Below are 20,856 nucleotides of genomic sequence, written 5' to 3' on the forward strand. Positions count from 1 at the left end.
ACTTGTCTTACAAATGATTATCCTTATAGAATGCATGGTTTTACTTGTGCAGATTTGGATTTGCTTTGCTGCGGGGGTTGCATGATAGAAATTGTCATCGATGGAAAATATAGAATTGTAGAAGAGGGTCTAACCCTTTTAGAAGCAGCAAAAGTGTGTGGGGTCGAGATCCCATCGCTATGCGGAATGAACAAAAGTAATGAAAAAGTACCGTGTGACTTGTGTGTAGTTGAAGTCGAAAGTGGCGGTACTAAGCGTGCGTGTGAACTCGAAGTTTACCGCGGCCTTAATGTGGTCACGCAATCAGAACAATTAAGCGAGCACCGCAGAAAAGCACTCAACCGCATCATGACGGACCATTACGCCGATTGTGAAGCGCCATGTAAAACCGCGTGTCCAGCGGGCGTGGATATCCAATCGTACCTTTATCACATCGCACAGAACGATCATCAAAAAGCGATTGAAGTGATTAAGCGTACGCTTCCTATGCCGCTATCGATTGGTCGTGTGTGCCCGGCATTTTGTGAGAGCGAATGTCGCCGCTCGTTAGTCGATGAGCCTATTGCAATTCGTCAGCTAAAACGTCATGCCGCGGATGCGGATTTGTCTGCGCATGAAGCCTATGTACCAGAAAAGAAACCAAGTAAAGGGTTGAACATTGCCGTCGTCGGCAGTGGTCCTGGTGGTCTAACGGCTGGCTACTACCTATCGAACGAAGGCTATGACGTTACGGTCTTTGAATCCATGCCAAAAGCGGGCGGTTGGTTGCGTTACGGTATTCCTGAATACCGTTTGCCAAAAGACATTCTCGATAAAGAAATCGAACTGATGTGCCGTAATGGCATGCAAGTTCACACTAATCAAAAGCTGGTTGTGGATTTCACGCTTTCTCAATTGAGCGAAGAATACGATGCGGTGTGTTTAGCTGTCGGCGCGTCTCAAGCGGTTGAAATGCATTACACAGGCAGTGATCTTGAAGGTTGCTACTTAGGCGTTGATTACCTTAAAGATTACGTCACTGAGCAAAACTATGTAACGGGTCAGAAAGTCGCGGTGATCGGCGGTGGTAATACGGCAATTGACTGTGCTCGTACTGCGCGTCGTGCTGGTGCAGACACCACGTTGATTTATCGTCGTACACGTGACGAAATGCCGGCAGAAGACTACGAGATTGTCGAAGCGGAACACGAAGGGGTGAAATTCCACTTCTTGACCAACCCTGCAGAAAACCTTGCCGATGAAACTGGACGCGTGAGTGCGATTCGCCTAGAGCGCATGGCATTGGGTGAGCCGGATGCATCTGGTCGTCGCAGCCCTAAACCAACCGGCGAGTTCTTCACCGAAGAGTTCGACACCGTGATTGCAGCAGTATCGCAAAAGCCAGACCTGAGCTTCCTCGAAGGTGAAGATTTGTCGATTCCGCTTACACGCTGGAACACCTCTGATGCAGATGAAAAGACCATGCACACCGGCACGGGCAACATCTTCAGTATTGGTGATTTCCGCCGTGGTCCTGCAACGGCAGTTGAAGCCGTGGGAGATGGCCGCGTTGCGGCAAAAGCCATTGATCTGTTTTTGAATGGCGATATGGCAGATATGCCAAAGGCGGCGTTTAACTCGCGTAAAGAGAAGAAGCTCTCTCAAGTCGACCCGCTTCACTTCGAGAACATCCAGAAAGTCGCTCGCTCTATCATGCCTGAACTGACTCCAGCACAACGCGAGCAAAGCTTCGCTGAAGTCGAGTTGGGCTTTGATAACGAAGAAGCGATGAAGGAAGCTGCACGCTGCCTTGAATGTGGCTGTCAGGCAAATACCGATTGTGCGCTGCGTGATTACTCCACCGAATATGAAGCCGAGCAAAGCTTTGACTTCTCCTTGCAGATTAAATCACACCAAGATTGGTTAGATCTTCGTGCGAAAGACTTGCGTCATAAGTACGAAGTTGACCGCAGTTCTGAGTTTATTGAGTTTGATGCTAACCGCTGTATTAGCTGTGGTCAGTGCATCCAAGCGTGCCGCGACAAAGCCGTACACGGTGTACTGAACTTCGTGTGCGATAAACAAGGTCGTCCGGCATTACGTCCTGATGATCGTCCACACTTTGGAAGTAATAAGAATGGCTTAACCCTAATGGGCGATTCGAACTGCGTACAATGTGGCGCGTGTGTTCAAGTGTGTCCAACGGGCGCGATGGTCGATAGTCGTGACCGTTCACAAGGTCGTACTGAAGATCTGAAAGCGGTCGACACCATTTGTACATACTGTGGTGTGGGCTGTAAGTTGACTATGTTCGTGGACGAGACAACCAACACGATTCGCTACGTGAAAGGCGGTGACTCGCCGGTGAACCAAGGCATGCTGTGTGTGAAAGGGCGCTTTGGTTTTGATTTCATTGGCAGTGAAGAGCGTCTTACCACGCCATTGATCCGTAAAGATGGTTGGTTGCAGCCTGCAAGCTGGGAAGAGGCGATTCAACTGATTGCGAACAAGTTCTCTGGCATCAAGCAAGATTTTGGCAGCAACGCATTAGCGGGTTTCTCTTCAGCAAAAACCACCAATGAAGACAACTACGCGTTCCAAAAATTTGTCCGTCGTGAACTGGGCACCAATAACGTCGATCACTGTGCGCGTTTGTGTCACGCATCGAGTGTAACCGGTCTTGAAGCGTCACTCGGTAGTGGTGCAATGACCAATGACATCCCAAGTATTAAGCACTCGGATGTGATCTTTATTATTGGCTCGGATACTACATCGGCGCACCCGATCATCGCTTCACACATCAAGCAAGCAATTCGTCACCATGGCGCACGTTTGATTGTGGCTGACCCGAAACGTGTCGATATGGCAGAGCATGCTGAGCTGTATATGGCGCACCGTCCGGGTACGGATGTGATGCTCCTTAACGGCGTCATGCAGCAGATCATCAAGAACGGTTGGTACGATCAAGAGTACATCGAAGAACGTGTCGACGGCTTTGATACCTTACTGCAAGAAGTGATGTCGTCAGCTTACAACCTCGATAAAGTGGAGTTGGTGACGGGCGTAAAAGCCGAAGACATTCAAGCAATGGCGCGCATGATCGGTACGGCAGATCGTACCGCTGTTTACTACTCGATGGGTATCACTCAGCATACGACTGGTCATGACAACGTGCGTTCTATCGCTAACCTGCAATTACTGTGTGGCAACATCGGTATTGAAGGTGGTGGTATTAACCCGCTACGTGGTCAATCTAACGTGCAAGGCGCGTGTGATATGGGTGCTTTGCCAAACAGCTTCCCAGGCTACCAAAAGGTATACAACCCAATTGTGCGTCAGAAGTTTGCGATTGAATGGAACGCACCAAATCTGCCTTCTGAGCAAGGTCTAACCCTGACAGAAATCATTGATGCGGCTTGCCATCGTGACGTCCGTGGTATGTACATTATGGGTGAGAACCCAGTGTTGAGTGACCCGAACCAAGCGCATGTGATTGAAGGTTTAGAAACGCTCGACTTCTTGGTGGTTCAAGACATCTTCCTAACGGAGACTGCACAATACGCGGATGTGGTTCTGCCTTCTTGCTCGTTTGCAGAGAAAGCGGGTCACTTCACCAATACGGAGCGTCGTGTTCAGCGTGTGAATCCGGTTGTCACGGCACCGGGTGAGGCAAAAGAAGATTGGTGGATTATTCAAGAAATCGCCAATGCCATGGGCAGTGATTGGGATTACCACTGCGTGTCTGATATCACCAATGAAATTGCACGAGTGACGCCTCAATACGCGGGACTTCGTTGGGATGCCATTACGCCAAACGGTGTGCAATGGCCGAGCAACAAGAACAACCCAGCGGGTACTCGCATCATGCACCAAACCCAGTTTACTCGTGGTAAAGGGCAAATGGTGGGCGTACCGTTCCGTTATGCGGCTGAGCTGCCAGATGAAGAGTATCCACTGGTGCTTACTACAGGTCGTGTACTTGAGCAGTTCCACACTGGCACCATGACGCGCAAAACCAAAGGGTTGGATAACCTTGCTGGCCCTCGCGCAATGGTTAGCGTGGAAGACGCAGAAGCACTTGGCATCAGTAATGGTCAGCGTCTGACAGTGTCTACACGTCGCGGCAGCATTGAGATTGATGCCTTTGTGACTAAGCGTATTCAAAAAGGTGTGGTGTTCATTCCATTCCACTTTGTTGAATCGCCAGTCAACCGCCTAACGACAACGGCGACTGATCCGCATGCGAAGATCCCTGAGTTCAAGGTCGCTGCGGTTAAAGTGGAAGTGAGCGAAAAGACAACGCAGACAGAGTCTCTCGAAGATAGTTACCAACACGTTTAAACTCGGTGAGTCACGTTGTTGTCACTGACAATTTGAGCCTAGTTGATGGGCGGATAATCTAATCTTGATTTCCGCTCTCACTACATTCACTCGGATTGTCTTTTTCTTCAAACTCCTTTTACTTTTCTGTTATCACCGCGCTCCGGTTAGTTTTCCCTTCTTACTTCTTACTGTCTCTATGGCGTATTTTTGTTCAAGCCCATGATGAGAGTGCAATAAAGTTTGTTGTTGAGCTTGTCATAGAATTGACTGTCTCTGACTGTCCTCTGTTATTTGGGCAAGTTCTATAACCTAAACTTTGCTCGCTTCCTATACTGAATTAACGAAGCAAGATTTTTATAACAACAAGAGGAAGCTTGTATGACAAGAACAACCTCATTTGCACTCGTTTTATTACTTATGTGCGCATACTTTGGTTACAACCGTTATTATGTATACCCCCAGCAGTTGGAAACACAGGCGAAGTCCATGCTAATACAAATGGCAAATCGCGAAGAGTGGGTCGATGTGTTTGAGATGATGAATCGCGTAGACGCGCATAAGGGCCATTTGGAACTTGTTGCTGACGTGACATCCTCTGATGGTCAGCGTGCGTACAGTGAAGGTATTATCACGTACACGGATCGCGAAGGCGTTGTCTGTAAACAGGTAGTGTTCAACTTTAAAATAAACTCTTTGAAAAACTACAATATTTCCGATTTACGAGATTGTTCCTACGGTGAGTACTATTAATATTGTCTGAGAGTTGAGCTCGATAGCACAGTGTATGAATACACAAACAAAAAATAGCCCTTCGTTGGGGCTATTTTTGTTTTTAAGGAATGAACGCAATATCGTGGGATTAGTCGAGTGATTTTTTGAAGCGAAATGAAGCGACAATAAGGCCGATAACAGTGAATCCAAGTAACCAGACTGTATCTCGCCATAGCTCCATTAAATCTGCACCACGCAACACCACACCACGAATAATGCGCATAAAGTGAGTGGCAGGCAGGGCTTCTGAGATCCATTGTGCCGCGACGGGCATTCCTTCATAAGGGAACATAAATCCTGACAGAAGAATCGACGGCAAAAGAATAAACACCGTCATTTGCATTGCTTGAAGCTGTGTCGTCGCAATGGTGGATATCACCAAACCTAAGGTTAAACTCGCGGCGATAAACAACAGCGTGCCAAACAGTATCTGACTAATGGCGCCGTTTATCGGCACACCAAATATCCAGTGCCCCAAGCCTAAAATGATAAACACTTGTATCAGACCAACAAAGATGTAGGGAATGATCTTCGCCACCATGAGTTCGATGGAGTGGATTGGCGTAGTAATCAATAACTCCAAATTGCCTCGTTCCCGTTCCCGAACAATGGCCGCACTGGTGAACAAGATCATCGTCATAGTCAGAATCACGCCCAATAGACCGGGGACAATGTTCACCGCCGAGCGCCGACTCGGGTTGTAATACAGCGCAACTTCAAAGGTTTTGGTTGGAGCAGGGCGTATCTCAAAATCAAAATCTGTTAACGGCATGGTTTGCAGTGAGAGAATCGCAGAACTGATCATGGTGTCTGAACCATCTACAATCCACTGCCCAAGCTCTCGCCCTTGCACCATACGTTGGGTTAAGTCGCTAGGCAGAATTAAAGCCGCTCGCACCAAACCGTCTTGAATGGCTTGCTCGGCTTCAGAAGCGGTAGCGAAGGTTTCGACCACATCGACCACTTGTGTGACTTTGACGGATTCGGTAATCACACGCCCGGCAGTACTGCCACTTTGATCGACGACGCCAACGGGAATGTTGCGAATATCCGTATTAATGGCAAAGCCGAACAGCAAAAGCTGAATCAACGGGATCATCACGACCATGCCAAAGGTAATTCGGTCACGTGAAAGCTGACGGATCTCTTTGATCATCACCGCTTTCATACGGGCAATAGATTTCATCATTGGCGACCTTCTCCCGTCACGCTGACAAACACATCTTCCAAGCTCGGGCGAGCAATGTTCATCTCGCAGCCCTCAAGCTCTGGAAAGGTCTGGGTTAACCATTCGATCGGTTGTTCGATGTGCTGGTGGATCAAAATGCGTAAGCGAATGCCTAGTTGTGCGGCAGAACGGACCTCTTCACGCTGCATGACTTTCTCTTTTAGCTCGCGTAAATTATCCGCTTTGACTTCGACGATGTTAACGCCCATTTGCGCCATGAGTTCTTCTGGCTCACCATCGGCGCGGATTTCGCCCGCTTCCATAATCGCCAGACGATGACAGCGTTCGGCTTCGTCCATGTAGTGCGTAGTGACCAAAATCGTCGTGCCTTGGTCAGAGAGATCAAACAACTGCTCCCAGAAATCGCGTCGGTTCTCTGGGTCAACCGCAGACGTGGGTTCATCGAGGAACAACAGTTCTGGTTTATGCATAGTGGCTGCGGCGAGAGACAAGCGCTGCTTCTGACCGCCACTCATTCCGCCGACGCGCTGTTTACGTAGTTGGTCGAGACCGTAGGTGGATAGTTGTTCTTCGATGCGAGCTTTCAGAGCCTTGGTTTCCATACCAAAGATTTGTCCAATAAACTCAAGATTCTCTTGAACCGTCAGATCATCATAAAGCGAGAACTTTTGCGTCATGTAGCCAATCTTGAGGCGCAGAAGCTCAGATTGTTTTGGGATCTCTAGCCCGAGTACATCGACATTGCCTTCGCTTGGGCTAAGTAAGCCAGTTAACACACGAATAGTTGTCGATTTGCCACAGCCGTTAGGACCAAGAAAACCATAAATACTGCCTTTGGGCACATTAAGCGTGATGTTGTTGATGGCGGTGAAGTCACCAAACTTCTTCACCACATTTTCAGCTTGAATCGCGTATTCGGTCATTGGCTTACTCCACCAAATCCACTTGCGCTGGAATGCCCGAAGGCAAGGATTGTGCGGAGTCTTGTAGGTCGACTTCTGCAAGGTACATCAAACGCGAGCGTTCTTCTTCGGTAAGCGCGAAATAAGGCGTAAATGAAGGCTCAGTCGCAACCCAACGAACGGTGCCGCTATAAGGTTGCTCAACGCCATCTACATGCACGTTAACCGTTTTACCCGGGACAAAATCGACTCGGTAGTTGGCAGGAACATAAACGCGAGCGTATGGGACGCGACTGGCTTGTATTACAGCAACCACGCCATTCACAGGAACGCGTTCGCCAAGGTTAAACGGTAGGTTATCTAACAAGCCATCTCGCGTGGCGGTGATGGTGAGTTCTGCCAGTTTTTGTTCTTGCAGTGCCACATCGGCTTTTGCTGCCATGAGTGCGGCTTTCGCTTGTTCAATATCTTCAGGGCGAGAGCCAGCCGTCAGTTTGCTGAACTCTTCTTGTGAGGAGTCTAGCTCTGCACGGGCAGAATCTCTGGCTGCTAAAGCGGTGTCTTTTTCTGATTGGCTGATGAGTTTTTTACGAACTAACTCCGCTTTACGTTGGTAGTTCTTTTGCGCTTCAATCAATTGAGCTTCCGCTCTGGCAACGCGAGCTTGCGCTGCGGCAATGTCTTCTGGTCGCTCACCATTGGTCAATTTCAAAAGATAGGCGTCAGCCTTGGCTTGTTCGGCAACGGCGTGAGCTAAAACGGCTTCTTGGTTCTTTGTATCGAGCTGAACCAGCACTTCTCCTTCGGTGACTTGGCTGCCTTCCTTAATGGGTAGGGCACGAATTATCTCGCTAGAGGTGGCAGTGAAGGTTACGCGGTCACGTTCTAGTGTACCAAGGGCTTGCTGTCCGTCATCTTTGGAACAGGCAGTTAAAAGAGTCAGGGCTAGGGTGCCAAGAATGATTCGCTTCATCATGCGACGCTTCCTCTAAGAAGGTGAGCTCGAACTCGTATCAAGCTATAGAAGAGTATGGGACTGCATTCAGTGTAACGTGAGTCAGTTTTGTCCGGCTAGGAAGTTAATTCCTTCAATATTCATCAATTGATTAATTATTGAAGTTGGCTTGATCCTGCGGAAGCCGTGCTTTACTTGGCTCTTTTAAGTTGATTACATGAATATCATTTAAACAAAAATCTTGCCTTTCATGTAGAGCACGCCGTCGCCAGACACTCTTACTTGTTCGCCAATAACTTCACAATGAAGAATACCTCCGCGCTGAGAAGCTTGGTAAGCAACCAGTGATGTTTTGCCTAATTTTTCTGCCCAGAATGGTGCTAATCCAGCGTGAATCGAGCCGGTTACGGGGTCTTCGTCACCACCATTTGCAGGCCAAAAGTAACGCGATACAAAGTCTTGTTGATCACCTTTCGCGGTAACGACCACATCGTAAGGAGCGAGTGTCTTGAGGTGCTCTGAACGGTATTGAACCTCAAGTACCTCCTGCTGGTTGCCGACCACCACGAAATACGCTTGAGGGCTAAGCAGTACGCGTTCCACATCGCAACTTAGGCCATCAATCAATGCCGAGGGAATATCAGAAACGGCTTTTGGAGGACGAGCAGGGAACGTCATCTCGATCTTACCTTGCGCATTCTTCTCTACGGTGAGGGTTCCTACTTCCAGAGTATGAAATTCAATCGTGCCATTAATGCCAAACTCATCAAACAGCACTAACGAAGAGGCCAGTGTTGCGTGTCCACAGAAATCGATTTCAGTAATCGGAGAGAACCAACGAATCTCATATCGGTTTGCGCCAATGGATTTTAGAAAAGCCGTTTCCGACAAGTTGTTTTCTGTCGCGATATTTTGCATCAATTCTGGGGCTAGCCATTCCTCTAACGGTACGACCGCTGCTGAGTTGCCTTTGAATTGCGTATCGGTGAAGGCGTCCACCACGTAGATATCCAATTCCATTTTCCTTCCTTGTTCCGTGAGCGATTAATTAGCATAAACCAAGTGCAATTAAGAGAGTAAGAAATTTGTGTTAGAATCTTAAAGTGTCAAAATTATAGATTATTTTGTGTTTTTTGATACTTACTGACAAGGATTCGGACTGCTGGGTACTTACACTAGTGTTGAATTCATTGAAAGGAAGAAAAACATGAAAGCGATCTACAAATCAGTTTTGGCATTGAGTGTTTTTGCGGTCGGTTCTGCCCATGCATTTGAACTCGTGAGTAGAGATATTCAAGAAGGCCACCCGATGGCGAAGACATTTGAATACTCTGGTTGGGGATGTGATGGCGGGAATCAATCACCACAATTGATGTGGAAAGAAGCTCCAAAGGGCACAAAAAGTTTTGCGATCACCGTGTATGACCCCGACGCGCCAACAGGCAGTGGTTTTTGGCATTGGATAGCGTTTAATATTCCATCCACCGTTAGCGAACTGCCTCGAGGCATTGATATGAACAAGTTAGGCGGCAAAGAATCTCGTATTGACTACGGCACAACGGGGTTCGGCGGCGCGTGTCCTCCAAAGAATGATGGGATGCATCGTTACCAGTTTACGGTGTGGGCATTGCCAACTGAAGAACTGAATTTGGATGAAAACACGCCACCAGCCATTGTAGGGTTTACTTTGAATAGTGTTGCTTTGGGTAAAGCGACATTAACCACGACTTACACGCGATAATTGAATATAAGGGGAGAGAATGGGTCACCAATATCAGGTTACGCTGTTTCGTGCGGAGCAGCAGCAGAAGCTTCGTAATGTCAGGATTCACTCCCCAAGCCTTATTCAGATTGTTAAGGGGAGTAAACATCTTTTCTGGAAAGATGGAGTACTCGACATCCATCATCCAAATATCATGCTTTGTGAAGCAAATGCATCCCTAAATTTTGAAAATCTTCCTCTACAAGGGCGATTTCTTTCTCGAATGTTCAGTTTTCACTGTGTGCCTAGCGATGAAATGTTGGAGCTAAGCATGAGCAACGCATTAGGAAACTATGTACCCGTTGTTGAGACAGATAAAGCATTGCAAGCGACGTTAAATGCTTTGTTTTCGTTTGAGCGGGAAAGCTTAAGTGAAGCGACACAACGCTATTGGATTATGGGCCTATATCAGCAGCTAGCTGAGAGAGGGTTATTGCATCGGTTGTTCTCGAGTTCACATATCTCTTTTAGTCAGAAACTTAGTCGTTACTTATCGCGCTCTCCAGGGGAGGAGCATCCATTAGATATGGTCGCGGGGCACTTTGCTATGAGCCGAGCAACATTGATACGCAAACTGAAACAAGAAGGTACTCAGTATCGCGAAGTATTGGCAGAAGTCCGCTTAAATCACGCACTTTACTTGATGCAAAATGGCTCGTATAACGTTGCGCTGCTCGCACAGTTGTGTGGTTATCAGTCAGAGGGGCGTTTTAGCCAGCGCTTTAAAAGTAAGTTCGGCCTAACGCCCAGTGAGTATATTAAAACGGTGGTGAGTTAATGTTTTACCGCTTTTTTATTTTTTGTGCTTTTTAGGTTAACCATAATATTTGGTTTTCATTCGCAATGCTACGTTCACCAAAGCAATCAATACAGGCACTTCGATCAGTGGACCAATGACACCAGCAAAAGCTTGGTCTGAGTTTAGGCCAAACACCGCGATAGAAACCGCAATAGCCAATTCAAAGTTGTTGCCTGTTGCTGTGAAGGCAATCGACGCATTTTTGTCGTAGTCGATGCCCATTTTCTTACCAACGAAGAAGCTGACAAAGAACATCAACACAAAGTAGATAGCCAGTGGAATTGCTACACGGAATACATCCATTGGCAGTTCAAGAATCATCTCACCTTTTAAGCTGAACATCAGTACGATGGTCGCAAGTAGGGCGATAAGGGTAATTGGTGAAATGCGTGGGATGAACACGTCGTTGTACCATTGCTCACCTTTCGCAGCGACCAGCCATTTACGGCTTAGGAAGCCCGCTAGGAATGGGATACCAAGGTAAATCAGAACGCTTTCCGCGATGTCCATCATCGAGATATCAACCACGAAACCTTCGTAACCAAAGACTGGTGGCAACACAGTGATGAATAACCATGCCATCACACTGTAAGTCACGATTTGGAAAGCGCTGTTTAGTGCAACTAGGGCTGCACCGTATTCTTTGTTACCGCCACCGATATCGTTCCATACCAATACCATGGCAATACAACGAGCAAGACCAATCAGAATGATACCAACCATGTAACCCGGATGATCACCTAGGAAAGTCAATGCAAGGATGAACATCAAAATAGGGCCGACAATCCAGTTCATGACCAAAGACAGCGTGATCGCTTTTTTATCTTTCGTCACTGTGCCTAGCAAGTTGTAGTTCACCTTTGCGAGTGGCGGGTACATCATCAAAATCAAACCAATCGCTAGCGGTACGTTTGTGCTACCAACTGACATTGACTCGTTCCACTCAGCAACTTGAGGGAATGCTGCGCCAATACCTACACCGATTGCCATTGCAACAAAAATCCACACCGTTAAGTAACGGTCCAAGAAGCTCATTTTGTCGCTGGCACTATTTAAAACTTGAGTAGTCATAGTGTTCTCTTATTCGTTTATCGTCGAAAGGCGATAGTTAAAGGTATAGTTTATCTCTGCACGCCTGACCAGCGTGCAAAGGGAATTAATCAAATAACTTGGAAAATCCTAGATTGAACTGATCAAACGCGTCGCGTTGAATGCGGTAACACACCTTAGGTGGGTTTGGCTCGGCGCTGATAAAGCCTGCTTGCTTGAGAATACGCAAGTGCTCGGAAACAGTAGATTGCGCAAGACCCAGTTCAGAAACCAAATCACTGTTCAAACAACCGCCCATGGTATCGAGCGTGTGCAGGATATGCAGAATGCGCAAACGTGCTGGATGCGACAAAGCTTTTGCTTGCGCTGCGAGAGTTTGTTCTTTCTCGAGCTGTTGTTGCGTTGTCTGAAAAACAACTTCGCACGTGTCCTTGCACTTATCACTCATTCGCTGGCCTTAATAGTTAATCGTCGAATTGCGATAAAGTGTACGCCTGCTCTGTGGAAGATGCAACAACTCGATGAAAAAATTAATCGTAAAATAACGATGAATAAAAAATTGAAAAAATATATGTTTTAAAAACAGTGATATAATAAAAAATTAAGTAGGTTACTAAAAGTTAACTAATTGCACTATATTTCTAGGTTACCATAATAAACCACATCCGACGCACAATGGTTACTGCGTCATCTTGTGAACTTATTTAAAGGTAATCCCATGAGCAACGTACTGATCATCAATGCACACGAACCATCACCATATTCAGAAGGTCGTCTAAATGCTTCTCTTGTCGACAAAGCACAGACGCTTCTGCAAGCAAAAGGCCATGAGGTTCGCGTTGTGACAATGCAAGATGAGATCAACGTAGATGAGCAACTCGCACACTTTGAGTGGGCTGATCGCGTGATCATCCAAAGCCCAATCAACTGGATGTCTGTGCCTTGGTCATTCAAAAAATACATGGACGACGTGTTTACTGCGGGTATGGGCGGCGCACTATGTGCATTCGATGGCCGTAGCGCAGAAGAACCAAAGAAAAACTATGGTACAGGCGGCACTCAAACCAACAGCAAATACATGCTGTCACTGACATTCAACGCGCCAGAAGAATCGTTTGATGATGAGAGCGAATACCTATTCCAAGGTAAAGGCGTGGACGATTTGATGTTCCACATGCACGCTAACTTCCGCTTCTTTGGTATGTCAGCATTACCTACATTCGCTTGTTATGATGTGATGAAGAACGCAGATATCGAAAACGATTTTGTTCGTTTCGAAGCTCACATTAACGAAAACTTCTAATCCTTTTAGAAAGATAGTGCGAACTGAATGATGAATTGAGATGGACTGCTACATGCGGTCCATTTTTATTTGTTTGCGGCGAGGTGACGTTTTTATTACTCTAAAGCACTAAATGTATATAGCTTACTTTTCGTTACCTAGATTAGGTGCGTATCTTGAGGTGTATTGTGGAAAGCAGAATCAGTGTAGATAGCAAAGGTCGTAAGTCAGTGGTGAACGTATGTGCGGAGCCATGTGCTATCGAGAAAGGGATGCGTCTAATTGGTGGTAAATGGAAAGGTTCTCTGATTTATCATTTGAAAGACGGCCCAGTTCGTTTCAATGACTTAGCACGCATGCTAGGCGGTGCAAGTAAAAAGATGATCGACCAACGCCTGAAAGAGCTAGAAGCGGAAGGTATGGTGGTGCGTAAAGTGATCAGCGACCGCCCAATTGCAGTCAGCTATGAACTAACAGAGTTCGGCCGTACCGCACTTAAGATTCTTGATGATTTGCGAATTTGGTCTGAAAAGCATCAAATTGAGCTTCGTTAAGACCAAAGTAGTTAATCGCAAACGTCACTCTCTTTTGAAAGCTGATTAACAATACATCGCCGTTTATACCCAAGTAACTTAGATGTGCTTCATTAAAATCGTAATTTGTTTCGTAAAACAACGTACTCTTTCGAGTCAGGCATATCGAAGCTACTTGAGCATAATCGTACTTTTTAAGTTTTTGATTTTTAGTTATTATTTTATCATACTTAATAAGTTGTAGAATAAATCACTCACTTCAGTTGAATTTAAAAAAGCACTATTTAATTCCAGTTTCTTTTCAAAATCGGAATATTTATCGAATTCCTCTTTCTCAACTAAACCTATTGGTGAGTTGTCGTTAACGTGGCTTTCATATTTTTTGATGGTATATAATTTAGACTTTTCGTCAAAATATTGAATTATCTTAATGTTAACGTCAGGTCTCTCCGTATTATACGTGATCGTAATTTTTTCATAATCTTTATTAATCGGAGTCGTAAGTCCTGTAGGGTAGATGATTTTAAACCCATTAATGTCATTCTTCTTCGTGCTTTTATAATGTTTTGAGTATGAAAAGTTTTCAATTGCACTTTTAGTGACGATAATTGACTCACCTTTCTTTAAACCGTATTCGGTACATTCATAATCGTCAACAACCGTAGAATTTCTTTTCTTTTCAATCAGGTAGGACATGCTTGCAGATGTCCCTCCGTGTTCCAGTTTTTGTTGGTTTACAGAACAATAGAAATGACCTTTTTCCACCGTCATTGCGTTGATTTGTTCCGGATTTGAAATGGTGGGATGTATATCTTTTGCTGGATCGTTGTCGCTTCCTCCTGAACCGCATCCAACTAATCCGATACAAACGGCCATATAAAGCAAAGAGATTTTATTCATACTGTATTTCTCAATTAAGATGTGTGATTGCAAATAACGATTAATTATATTTATATAAAGTGAAAATTTTTATTTTTAATTGAACGGTGTTTTATTGGTAATTTAATCGTTTGCTTTTATTTTGTCTCTTACGGTATCTATGTTTTCATTTATGGTATGAATTATTAGAATTGCACAATTGTGAGTTGCAATAGGATAATAATCGCTAGCCAACTACTTGTGTAGGTACCGTTATGATTTATATATCCGTTAAGTCTAAGTTTTTAGTCTTAATTTCATGTATTTATCGTGAAAGTGACTTAGAAGTAAATAACTAACGTTGTTTGAGGGGAGCCTGGGCTTCACTGATCTTGTTTTTCATCAAGGCGTTGTATAATGAACAAGGACTCTATTTCCAACTTGTTGATACATATCAGATCTCACGGATCTGATATGTATTCCAAGTTATTCTCACTAAGGCAAGAATCCTAGCTTATTTAAGGATAGAAAGTTTACTTGGGTGTAGAAGATATTAGTAATCCAATGTGCCACGGATAGGGTAGTTATTGTTTGGATCGCGAATCCATGCCAATCCGCGTGATAGTGCGCCAAGCTCAGGGCGAACAAACGGGTTGTTTGAAATATCCACCACGTGTAAGTCGCCGTGTTCATTCACCACAAACAGACCTGGTTCTGCGAAATTATGATCGGTTTCCTGTTCAGATCGAGGAATAGATACATACAAGCCTAGCGTTTTCATTTGTTCTTCGGTCAGGCCGTAAGCGATAGGGAAGCTGATTTCGAGTTTCTCTAGATGCCCCTCTAGTTGTGCTTTTGAATCGCCAGAAACGGCAAGAATATCGACGCCAGCATCAGCGAAAGCCTGTTTGTAACTCTCAAGCTCGTTGAGGTACTTAGTACAAAGAGGGCAGTGTTTACCACGATAAACGAATACTGCTTGCCAAGTCGCATCACCTTGCGGCTGACCCAACGTTACGCTTGAACCATCTAGCAAAGTGGCTTGAAGATGAGGGAAGCTGTCGCCCGCTTTAAGTTTCACTGAAGTTGCCATATTGACTCCCGAATTGGTGGTGTATATCCATGAATGCCCCTTTCTCAACAAAGCGATTGGGGGATGAGACTTCAATGTAGACTCTGTTTTGCGGTGTTTCAACTAGTTAACTTTTAGTAACCTGCAATAAGGTAGTAGAGTGCAAAAGATGAAAAAGCAGAACTTAAGATACAACGAAGTGGGGGTGTAGTATCAGGAGCTAAGTTCTGCTTGAGGTTAGGCTATGACCACTGGAACATATCGTTAAGATAAACCAGAGTCATCACTTCTATTTTATTACTCGATTGAGCTAGGCGTTGCTGAAAAAAGTACGCCATCATTGGCTTCTTCATTTTTTCCTCCTTTAGCTGACGAGTAAATTATGCGTATAAAAGGGGATATAAAAAAGAGAGTGCTTTTGTTGGCTTTTTTCCTAATAACGTAAATATATGGGGCTTTAAAGCCGAATTTGGAGGTTAATTGTGGAAAAGGGGAACAGATAATTAGGAAGTTTTCTTATTTTATTACCGCCAACTTAAGTAAACTATTCCTATCCACAAACTTCACAGATCTAAGGTTGATTCAGTGTCTGATCTCAATTTGTTTCGCTATTACCAACGATTACTCTCGTTTAGTGTTGGTGATGAAACAAAAACCACGTTACAGGACATTGCTGACATCATGTTCACTTCTTCTCGGCATGCTCGTAGCCTGCTAACGCAGATGCAGCAGAAGGCGTGGTTGAGCTGGCACCCGAAAGCTGGGCGGAACCAACGATCGACTCTTATTCTGAATATGGAGTTAGACGTTTTAAAAGAGAGCTTGGCTCTTGAACGTATCAAGCTAGGCAAGTATGAAAAAGCACTGGCGATATTAGATGAAGACGAAATGGCATTTGGCCGTTTGTTAAAAACAACGTCTGGTGCTTCTGTGCAAGAAGGACAGCTCAATATTCAATTAACCTATAAGCGAATGTTTGAGCGCGTCGTTCCACATCAACTTCAGCGTAGCAGCGAACGTTTCTTATTAAGGCAAATCTATTGTTGCTTAGTTTCGAGTGATCACAATGGGAAAGTGCAACCAGAACTCGCACATCACTGGCGTTATGACGAAGACACCTACGAATGGACTTTCTACCTTCGTCCAGGTCTGACTTTTCATAATGGTAATTCCATTGATGCAGAAACAGTGGTTAGCTTGTTTGCAAAGTTGAGTTCACTACAGTACTACGAAAAAGAGTTGGCACATGTTGCTAACATTACTGCGCCAACGCCATTGAAAGTTGTTTTTAAGCTTAATCGAGCTGACTTGGGCTTTGCTGGACTTATTTCTGGAGTGAAATACGGCGTTCAACCAGTAAGCCAAGTTAACGTAGCGAATAACAAGCTGGTGGTCGGAAGTGGCCCATTCTCTGTTGTCGAGCACAATGAAAGTCGTTTAAAACTGCAAGCATTTAATGGTTACTATGCATGTAGAGTTCTAACGGATTTGGTGACTATCTGGATTGTTAATGACGAGCAAATGGAGAACCCGTCATTGGCAGCAAATACGTTGCAAAGGGATGCTTCGCCCGAGGAGGATTTGTGTGGACACTATATGTCGACGCAAAACCGAGAAAACTCATCGGCGAGCAAGCGTAGTCGAATAGAAGATGGTTGCTTATTCGCCTTATTTAATCAGCACGCTAAGCACAAACTCTCTTTAGCGCAGCGCCGTTATATTAGTGAGCTAATTCAGCCTGAGCACTTGGCCGAAGTGATGCGCCGCGAGAATATTGTATTTGGGAGTATACCCGCTTATAACCTGCTACCAGGTTGGAAGCCAGTGCTCCGTCCGTTCAGTGAGCCGCTTAAGTTACCTAAACACATTACGATAGCCGGATATAACTATACCGCGTTGCGTCGCTGTGCGCGGGCTATTTCTAATCGTTTGGTGAGTGTTGGCAGTAAAGTAGAAATTGTTATGTATTCCTATCGTGAGCTGAACGAGAAAGCTAAGAATGGTGAGCTAAATGAGACGATGGTCGTGACGAACATAAACCTAGATGATAATCGTCATGCCTCAGCGTTCACGAACTTCTTCAGCAACGCTGTGCTATTCCACACTTTGGGAGAGAAGAACGCACAATGGTTAGATGAACAACTACAGAGAGTCAGATCTTTCGTTCCACTTGAGGACTACCTTAATGCATTGGAGCCAATTGCATCGACGTTGATCAGCGAATACTGGATTGCACCCATGTTCCACCATACACAAACTTTGCGTTTCCAAGGTGTTTTAGAAGACGTCGCTCTTACTAACTGGGGTTGGCCAGATATTCGCTCGGTGTGGTCAGCGGATTAACTACTTTAGTTATTGAGCAAAGTGCTGCTTCACAAATTCAATGAAGGCTCTGGTTTTCGCCGATTGATAGATAAGTTGTGGGTACACCAAGTAAACCGCGTTGTGCTGGTGGTCGGTTTCTTCCGATAGAACCTGCACTAGACGGCAGTGCTCAACGTCTTGTTCGACAAAGTAACTTGCTAACCGAGCAATGCCATTGCCAGACAGGGCTGATTCTTTGAGTAAGCGGTTTTCATTGCTTGAAAGCCAACCTTGGGTTTGAACTGTTCCCGTTTTTAACGGCCACTCTTTTTGATGCAATGTGGTTAAGCATTGATGCTCTTGTAAATCATCTAATGTCTCCGGCGTACCTTCTTCTTGCAGATACTGAGGAGAGGCAACCAGCCAGTGGTGGTAGTCCAAAAGGTGAAGAGCAATCATATTCTCTGGCGGCGTTCTTGTCGCTCGAAACGCAAAATCAACGCTGGTTTCTGTCAGATTAAACGCTTGATAGCTAGAAAGGATCTCGAACTCTACGTTTGGATGTAAAGCGCGAAACGCTACGCACAAATCATGCAGCACCGCTTCAGCAAACATCTTAGGAGCGGTAAGACGAATCAGACCGTCTATTTGTTCAGATCGCTGACTTAAACTCTTTTCCATTTCCATTACGCGGCGTTTGAGATCTTCCGCTTGTGCAAAGATCGATTCACCTTCTGCCGTCAATCTCACGCTGCGTGTGGTTCGAACAATCAAAGGCGTTGCGAGTTCCGATTCCAAGCGCTTGATTTGTTCCGACAGGTAACTTTTAGAAATGCCAAGTTGCTCCGCTGCCCTAGAAAAGTTAAGTGTTTGAGCCACTTCAGCAAACAGCATCAGTTTTTCGATTCTCTTATAATCTACCATCTTGATTGCTCGTCTTTATTGTTCGCTTTAATTGTTCGGTAGCGAGGATAATGAATTCGATTTTACGGTATTAAACTAATTTTTACGAACGGTAAGATGGTTAGAGTTAACTTAAGAAATTGAAGATGCAGAAATCGGAAAAGTGAGAATAACGATGAACAATCCAACACTACCGCTCGCCAAAACCTTACCTAACGTTAGCCGCTTGGTCTTCGGCTGTATGGGACTTGGAGGGGAGTGGAATCGCAACCCATTAACCGCCCAAGATGAAAACCAAGCTTATGCCGCTGTAGAGGCAGCATTAGAGGTTGGCATCAATCTCTTTGATCATGCGGATATCTACAAATTCGGTAAGGCTGAAGAAGTGTTTGGGCGCATCTTAGCCAATGACTCAACCTTACGAGAACGAATGTATCTGCAATCAAAGTGCGGCATCCGTCTAGGAGATGAGCAAGGTGTTAAGCAGTATGACTTCTCTGCCAAATGGGTGACGGCTTCTGTTGAGGGCATTCTTGAACGCCTTGGTGTGGAAAATCTTGATGTTTTGATGCTGCATCGTCCTGATCCTTTGGTTGAATTTGAAGAACTGGGCACAACGCTAAAAGCCCTGAAACAAGCTGGCAAAGTTAACCACTTCGGTGTTTCTAACATGAACAGTGCTCAAATTGACCTTCTTCAACAAGCAACGGGCGAAGTTGTTGTGGCGAACCAGTTGGAAATGAGTCTGGCTAAGTCTGACTTTATTAAGCAAGGCATGGGGCTTCCTTCGTCGGAATCTGACTACGTTGCGGGAACACTGGAACATGCCCGTAAGCATAATATCCAACTGCAAGCGTGGGGCAGTATGGCGCAAGGAAGATTCTCAGAGCGTGGTTTACATTCTGATGATCACAACACCAGACAGACGGCGGAGATGGTAATGGCGCTAGCAGCTGAATATGGCGTGTCGTCTGAGGCGATTGTTTTAGCCTTCCTAATGCGTCATCCAAACCAAATTCAGCCTGTTATTGGTACCGCAAACCCACAGCGTATTCGCGCTTGTGCTCAAGTAGAGAACGTCACGCTATCACGTAGCCATTGGTATGGCTTGTTCGAGAAAACCCTTGGTCATGAGATCCCGTAGGAGAGAAAAATGAAATACGTACAAGTTCAAACTCTAATTCAAACGGCATTGGAAATTGCGACTGCTCGCAAGCAAAACATTGCGGTTGCCGTGGTTGATACACATGGAGAATTGCTCGGTTTTGCCCGAATGGATGATGTGAGTGTGCAAGCAGGTTTGTTGGCACAGAACAAAGCTTACACCTCGGCTAGAGACCGTCAGCCTAGCGGCAATCTGGGTGCTTGGGCTCGTGAGACGGGTAAGCAGTTGAGTTATTGGACTGACCCGAAGATCACAGGCTTTATGGGTGGTGTGCCTATAGAACAAGAGGGGAAAATCGTCGGTGCAATTGGTATCAGTGGTTTGGCTGAGCAAGATGATGAAGCACTTGCGATGGAAGTATTAAACGCGCGTTGAGTATAATGTTTATCAGTAGGTGTGATGCTTTGTCCCGCTTTGTACTCACTGTAGGGACTCAAGTTCACAGGCTTCGTCGAGTCACAATGCTATCTAATAGCCTGAAGTAAGCAGAAGTTGAAATCGCGAACTATGATTAATTTATTTGAAAGCTTTGAGGCCTAAATATGTTTCATAAGGTATTCGTTTCGCTATTTTTTGTTCTCCTCTCAGGCTGTGGTACGAGTGACAGCGCGTTAAAAGAGAGCGGTTATGATGAAGCTTATATTCAAGGCTTTCATGACGGTCGGCATAGTGGTATGCAAGAGGCAGGGAATGATTTTGAACACTATATTAAGGACGAAACAAGGTATCAAACCGACTCCGATTATCGACAAGGCTGGGATGCTGGTGAGGTAGAGGGTAACAAGTTACAAAAGCAGGCGACCGCGATAGGACAAGGCATGATTGATAATTCGTATGAAGAACGTGATGTCTTTGATGCTGATAAAGTGGCGAAAGATGCAATAAAAGGCGTTGATACATCGGAATTAAAAAGCCTAGAGTAACGGACTGATATAAAGAATAAAACTCGTCATTTGACGAGTTTTATTTTTGTCTAAACGATTCATGTTTCAACGCTCAACAGGGCATT

The 20,856-nt window shown here is 45.3% G+C and carries 19 protein-coding genes; 10 read left to right on the plus strand and 9 right to left on the minus strand.

Features of this window, described 5'->3' with window-relative positions; all coding sequences use genetic code 11:
* Positions 1-81 precede the first annotated feature (81 nt).
* Both fdhF and R7P64_RS02935 read left to right on the plus strand, forming a co-directional pair.
* The gene (gene fdhF / locus R7P64_RS02930; RefSeq protein ID WP_318118397.1) at positions 82-4,320 is read left to right on the plus strand and encodes a formate dehydrogenase subunit alpha; all 4,239 of its coding nucleotides are present in this window, start codon (positions 82-84) and stop codon (positions 4,318-4,320) included.
* A 360-nt stretch (positions 4,321-4,680) separates the two neighbouring features.
* On the plus strand, positions 4,681-5,052 hold the full coding sequence (locus tag R7P64_RS02935; RefSeq protein WP_005375433.1) for a hypothetical protein: 372 nt from the start codon (positions 4,681-4,683) through the stop codon (positions 5,050-5,052).
* A 109-nt stretch (positions 5,053-5,161) separates the two neighbouring features.
* Here R7P64_RS02935 and R7P64_RS02940 read toward each other — a convergent pair whose 3' ends face one another.
* From R7P64_RS02940 to R7P64_RS02955, 4 genes are all read right to left on the minus strand, one after another.
* Positions 5,162-6,259: an ABC transporter permease gene (locus tag R7P64_RS02940; protein WP_017635233.1), complete on the minus strand. Its 1,098-nt coding sequence runs from the start codon at positions 6,257-6,259 to the stop codon at positions 5,162-5,164.
* Positions 6,259-7,185, minus strand: a complete 927-nt coding sequence (locus R7P64_RS02945) for an ABC transporter ATP-binding protein (protein ID WP_318118398.1) — start codon at positions 7,183-7,185, stop codon at positions 6,259-6,261. Before R7P64_RS02945 ends, R7P64_RS02940 begins: the two co-directional genes overlap by 1 nt.
* A gap of 4 nt (positions 7,186-7,189) precedes the next feature.
* Positions 7,190-8,140, minus strand: a complete 951-nt coding sequence (locus R7P64_RS02950) for an HlyD family secretion protein (RefSeq protein WP_005375436.1) — start codon at positions 8,138-8,140, stop codon at positions 7,190-7,192.
* Between the two features lie 207 nt (positions 8,141-8,347).
* Complete coding sequence (locus R7P64_RS02955) at positions 8,348-9,139, minus strand: PhzF family phenazine biosynthesis protein (RefSeq protein ID WP_005375437.1); 792 nt, start codon at positions 9,137-9,139, stop codon at positions 8,348-8,350.
* A gap of 187 nt (positions 9,140-9,326) precedes the next feature.
* On the opposite strand from R7P64_RS02955, the gene R7P64_RS02960 reads away from it, so the two are divergent.
* Together R7P64_RS02960 and R7P64_RS02965 are read left to right on the plus strand one after the other, a co-directional pair.
* Positions 9,327-9,860, plus strand: coding sequence for a YbhB/YbcL family Raf kinase inhibitor-like protein (locus R7P64_RS02960; RefSeq protein WP_005375444.1), 534 nt, complete (start codon positions 9,327-9,329; stop codon positions 9,858-9,860).
* A 19-nt stretch (positions 9,861-9,879) separates the two neighbouring features.
* The gene (locus R7P64_RS02965; RefSeq protein WP_005375447.1) at positions 9,880-10,659 is read left to right on the plus strand and encodes a helix-turn-helix domain-containing protein; all 780 of its coding nucleotides are present in this window, start codon (positions 9,880-9,882) and stop codon (positions 10,657-10,659) included.
* Between the two features lie 36 nt (positions 10,660-10,695).
* Here the strand turns inward: R7P64_RS02965 and arsB are convergent, their stop codons facing one another.
* Positions 10,696-11,751 carry an ACR3 family arsenite efflux transporter gene (gene arsB / locus R7P64_RS02970; RefSeq protein WP_005375449.1) on the minus strand — a complete coding sequence of 352 codons (1,056 nt, stop codon included), beginning with the start codon at positions 11,749-11,751 and terminating at the stop codon, positions 10,696-10,698.
* Between the two features lie 85 nt (positions 11,752-11,836).
* On the minus strand, positions 11,837-12,178 hold the full coding sequence (locus R7P64_RS02975; RefSeq protein ID WP_005375451.1) for an ArsR/SmtB family transcription factor: 342 nt from the start codon (positions 12,176-12,178) through the stop codon (positions 11,837-11,839).
* Positions 12,179-12,448: 270 nt separating this feature from the next.
* Between R7P64_RS02975 and R7P64_RS02980 the strand changes: the two genes are divergently transcribed.
* Together R7P64_RS02980 and R7P64_RS02985 are read left to right on the plus strand one after the other, a co-directional pair.
* Positions 12,449-13,033 carry an NAD(P)H-dependent oxidoreductase gene (locus R7P64_RS02980; RefSeq protein WP_017635228.1) on the plus strand — a complete coding sequence of 195 codons (585 nt, stop codon included), beginning with the start codon at positions 12,449-12,451 and terminating at the stop codon, positions 13,031-13,033.
* A gap of 167 nt (positions 13,034-13,200) precedes the next feature.
* Positions 13,201-13,566, plus strand: coding sequence for a winged helix-turn-helix transcriptional regulator (locus R7P64_RS02985; protein ID WP_054865851.1), 366 nt, complete (start codon positions 13,201-13,203; stop codon positions 13,564-13,566).
* 195 nt (positions 13,567-13,761) lie between these two features.
* On the opposite strand, the gene R7P64_RS02990 is transcribed toward R7P64_RS02985, so the two are convergent.
* Positions 13,762-14,445, minus strand: coding sequence for a hypothetical protein (locus tag R7P64_RS02990; protein WP_005385150.1), 684 nt, complete (start codon positions 14,443-14,445; stop codon positions 13,762-13,764).
* A gap of 511 nt (positions 14,446-14,956) precedes the next feature.
* Positions 14,957-15,496: a redoxin domain-containing protein gene (locus tag R7P64_RS02995; RefSeq protein WP_005385152.1), complete on the minus strand. Its 540-nt coding sequence runs from the start codon at positions 15,494-15,496 to the stop codon at positions 14,957-14,959.
* A 564-nt stretch (positions 15,497-16,060) separates the two neighbouring features.
* Here R7P64_RS02995 and R7P64_RS03000 point away from each other — a divergent pair.
* Entirely contained in the window at positions 16,061-17,818 is a 1,758-nt protein-coding gene (locus tag R7P64_RS03000; protein ID WP_250654591.1) for an SgrR family transcriptional regulator, read from the plus strand.
* Between the two features lie 9 nt (positions 17,819-17,827).
* On the opposite strand, the gene R7P64_RS03005 is transcribed toward R7P64_RS03000, so the two are convergent.
* Positions 17,828-18,703: a LysR family transcriptional regulator gene (locus R7P64_RS03005; RefSeq protein ID WP_262643411.1), complete on the minus strand. Its 876-nt coding sequence runs from the start codon at positions 18,701-18,703 to the stop codon at positions 17,828-17,830.
* A 154-nt stretch (positions 18,704-18,857) separates the two neighbouring features.
* Here R7P64_RS03005 and R7P64_RS03010 point away from each other — a divergent pair, with 154 nt between their 5' ends.
* The 3 genes from R7P64_RS03010 to R7P64_RS03020 all read left to right on the plus strand — a co-directional run bounded on the left by R7P64_RS03010 (position 18,858) and on the right by R7P64_RS03020 (position 20,770).
* Positions 18,858-19,826 carry an aldo/keto reductase family oxidoreductase gene (locus R7P64_RS03010; RefSeq protein WP_258670044.1) on the plus strand — a complete coding sequence of 323 codons (969 nt, stop codon included), beginning with the start codon at positions 18,858-18,860 and terminating at the stop codon, positions 19,824-19,826.
* A 9-nt stretch (positions 19,827-19,835) separates the two neighbouring features.
* The gene (locus R7P64_RS03015) at positions 19,836-20,222 is read left to right on the plus strand and encodes a GlcG/HbpS family heme-binding protein (protein WP_042521512.1); all 387 of its coding nucleotides are present in this window, start codon (positions 19,836-19,838) and stop codon (positions 20,220-20,222) included.
* Between the two features lie 167 nt (positions 20,223-20,389).
* Positions 20,390-20,770 (plus strand): hypothetical protein, encoded by a 381-nt coding sequence (locus tag R7P64_RS03020; protein ID WP_080996860.1) that lies wholly within the window; start codon positions 20,390-20,392, stop codon positions 20,768-20,770.
* Positions 20,771-20,856: the final 86 nt, after the last annotated feature.

Origin of the sequence: Vibrio sp. 2304, assembly GCF_033339475.1 — a bacterium.
Lineage (GTDB): Bacteria > Pseudomonadota > Gammaproteobacteria > Enterobacterales > Vibrionaceae > Vibrio > Vibrio alginolyticus.

Bases quoted from the DNA above. Each gene is read 5' to 3' on its own strand.
- R7P64_RS02935 (WP_005375433.1), top strand. From the start codon at position 4,681: ATGACAAGAACAACCTCATTTGCACTCGTTTTATTACTTATGTGCGCA.
- R7P64_RS03020 (WP_080996860.1), top strand. From the start codon at position 20,390: ATGTTTCATAAGGTATTCGTTTCGCTATTTTTTGTTCTCCTCTCAGGC.
- R7P64_RS02950 (WP_005375436.1), bottom strand. From the start codon at position 8,140: ATGATGAAGCGAATCATTCTTGGCACCCTAGCCCTGACTCTTTTAACT.
- R7P64_RS02995 (WP_005385152.1), bottom strand. From the start codon at position 15,496: ATGGCAACTTCAGTGAAACTTAAAGCGGGCGACAGCTTCCCTCATCTT.
- R7P64_RS02960 (WP_005375444.1), top strand. From the start codon at position 9,327: ATGAAAGCGATCTACAAATCAGTTTTGGCATTGAGTGTTTTTGCGGTC.
- R7P64_RS02945 (WP_318118398.1), bottom strand. From the start codon at position 7,185: ATGACCGAATACGCGATTCAAGCTGAAAATGTGGTGAAGAAGTTTGGT.
- R7P64_RS02955 (WP_005375437.1), bottom strand. From the start codon at position 9,139: ATGGAATTGGATATCTACGTGGTGGACGCCTTCACCGATACGCAATTC.
- R7P64_RS02990 (WP_005385150.1), bottom strand. From the start codon at position 14,445: ATGAATAAAATCTCTTTGCTTTATATGGCCGTTTGTATCGGATTAGTT.
- R7P64_RS02975 (WP_005375451.1), bottom strand. From the start codon at position 12,178: ATGAGTGATAAGTGCAAGGACACGTGCGAAGTTGTTTTTCAGACAACG.
- R7P64_RS03005 (WP_262643411.1), bottom strand. From the start codon at position 18,703: ATGGTAGATTATAAGAGAATCGAAAAACTGATGCTGTTTGCTGAAGTG.
- R7P64_RS02940 (WP_017635233.1), bottom strand. From the start codon at position 6,259: ATGAAATCTATTGCCCGTATGAAAGCGGTGATGATCAAAGAGATCCGT.
- arsB (WP_005375449.1), bottom strand. From the start codon at position 11,751: ATGACTACTCAAGTTTTAAATAGTGCCAGCGACAAAATGAGCTTCTTG.
- R7P64_RS03015 (WP_042521512.1), top strand. From the start codon at position 19,836: ATGAAATACGTACAAGTTCAAACTCTAATTCAAACGGCATTGGAAATT.
- R7P64_RS02980 (WP_017635228.1), top strand. From the start codon at position 12,449: ATGAGCAACGTACTGATCATCAATGCACACGAACCATCACCATATTCA.
- fdhF (WP_318118397.1), top strand. From the start codon at position 82: ATGATAGAAATTGTCATCGATGGAAAATATAGAATTGTAGAAGAGGGT.
- R7P64_RS03010 (WP_258670044.1), top strand. From the start codon at position 18,858: ATGAACAATCCAACACTACCGCTCGCCAAAACCTTACCTAACGTTAGC.
- R7P64_RS02965 (WP_005375447.1), top strand. From the start codon at position 9,880: ATGGGTCACCAATATCAGGTTACGCTGTTTCGTGCGGAGCAGCAGCAG.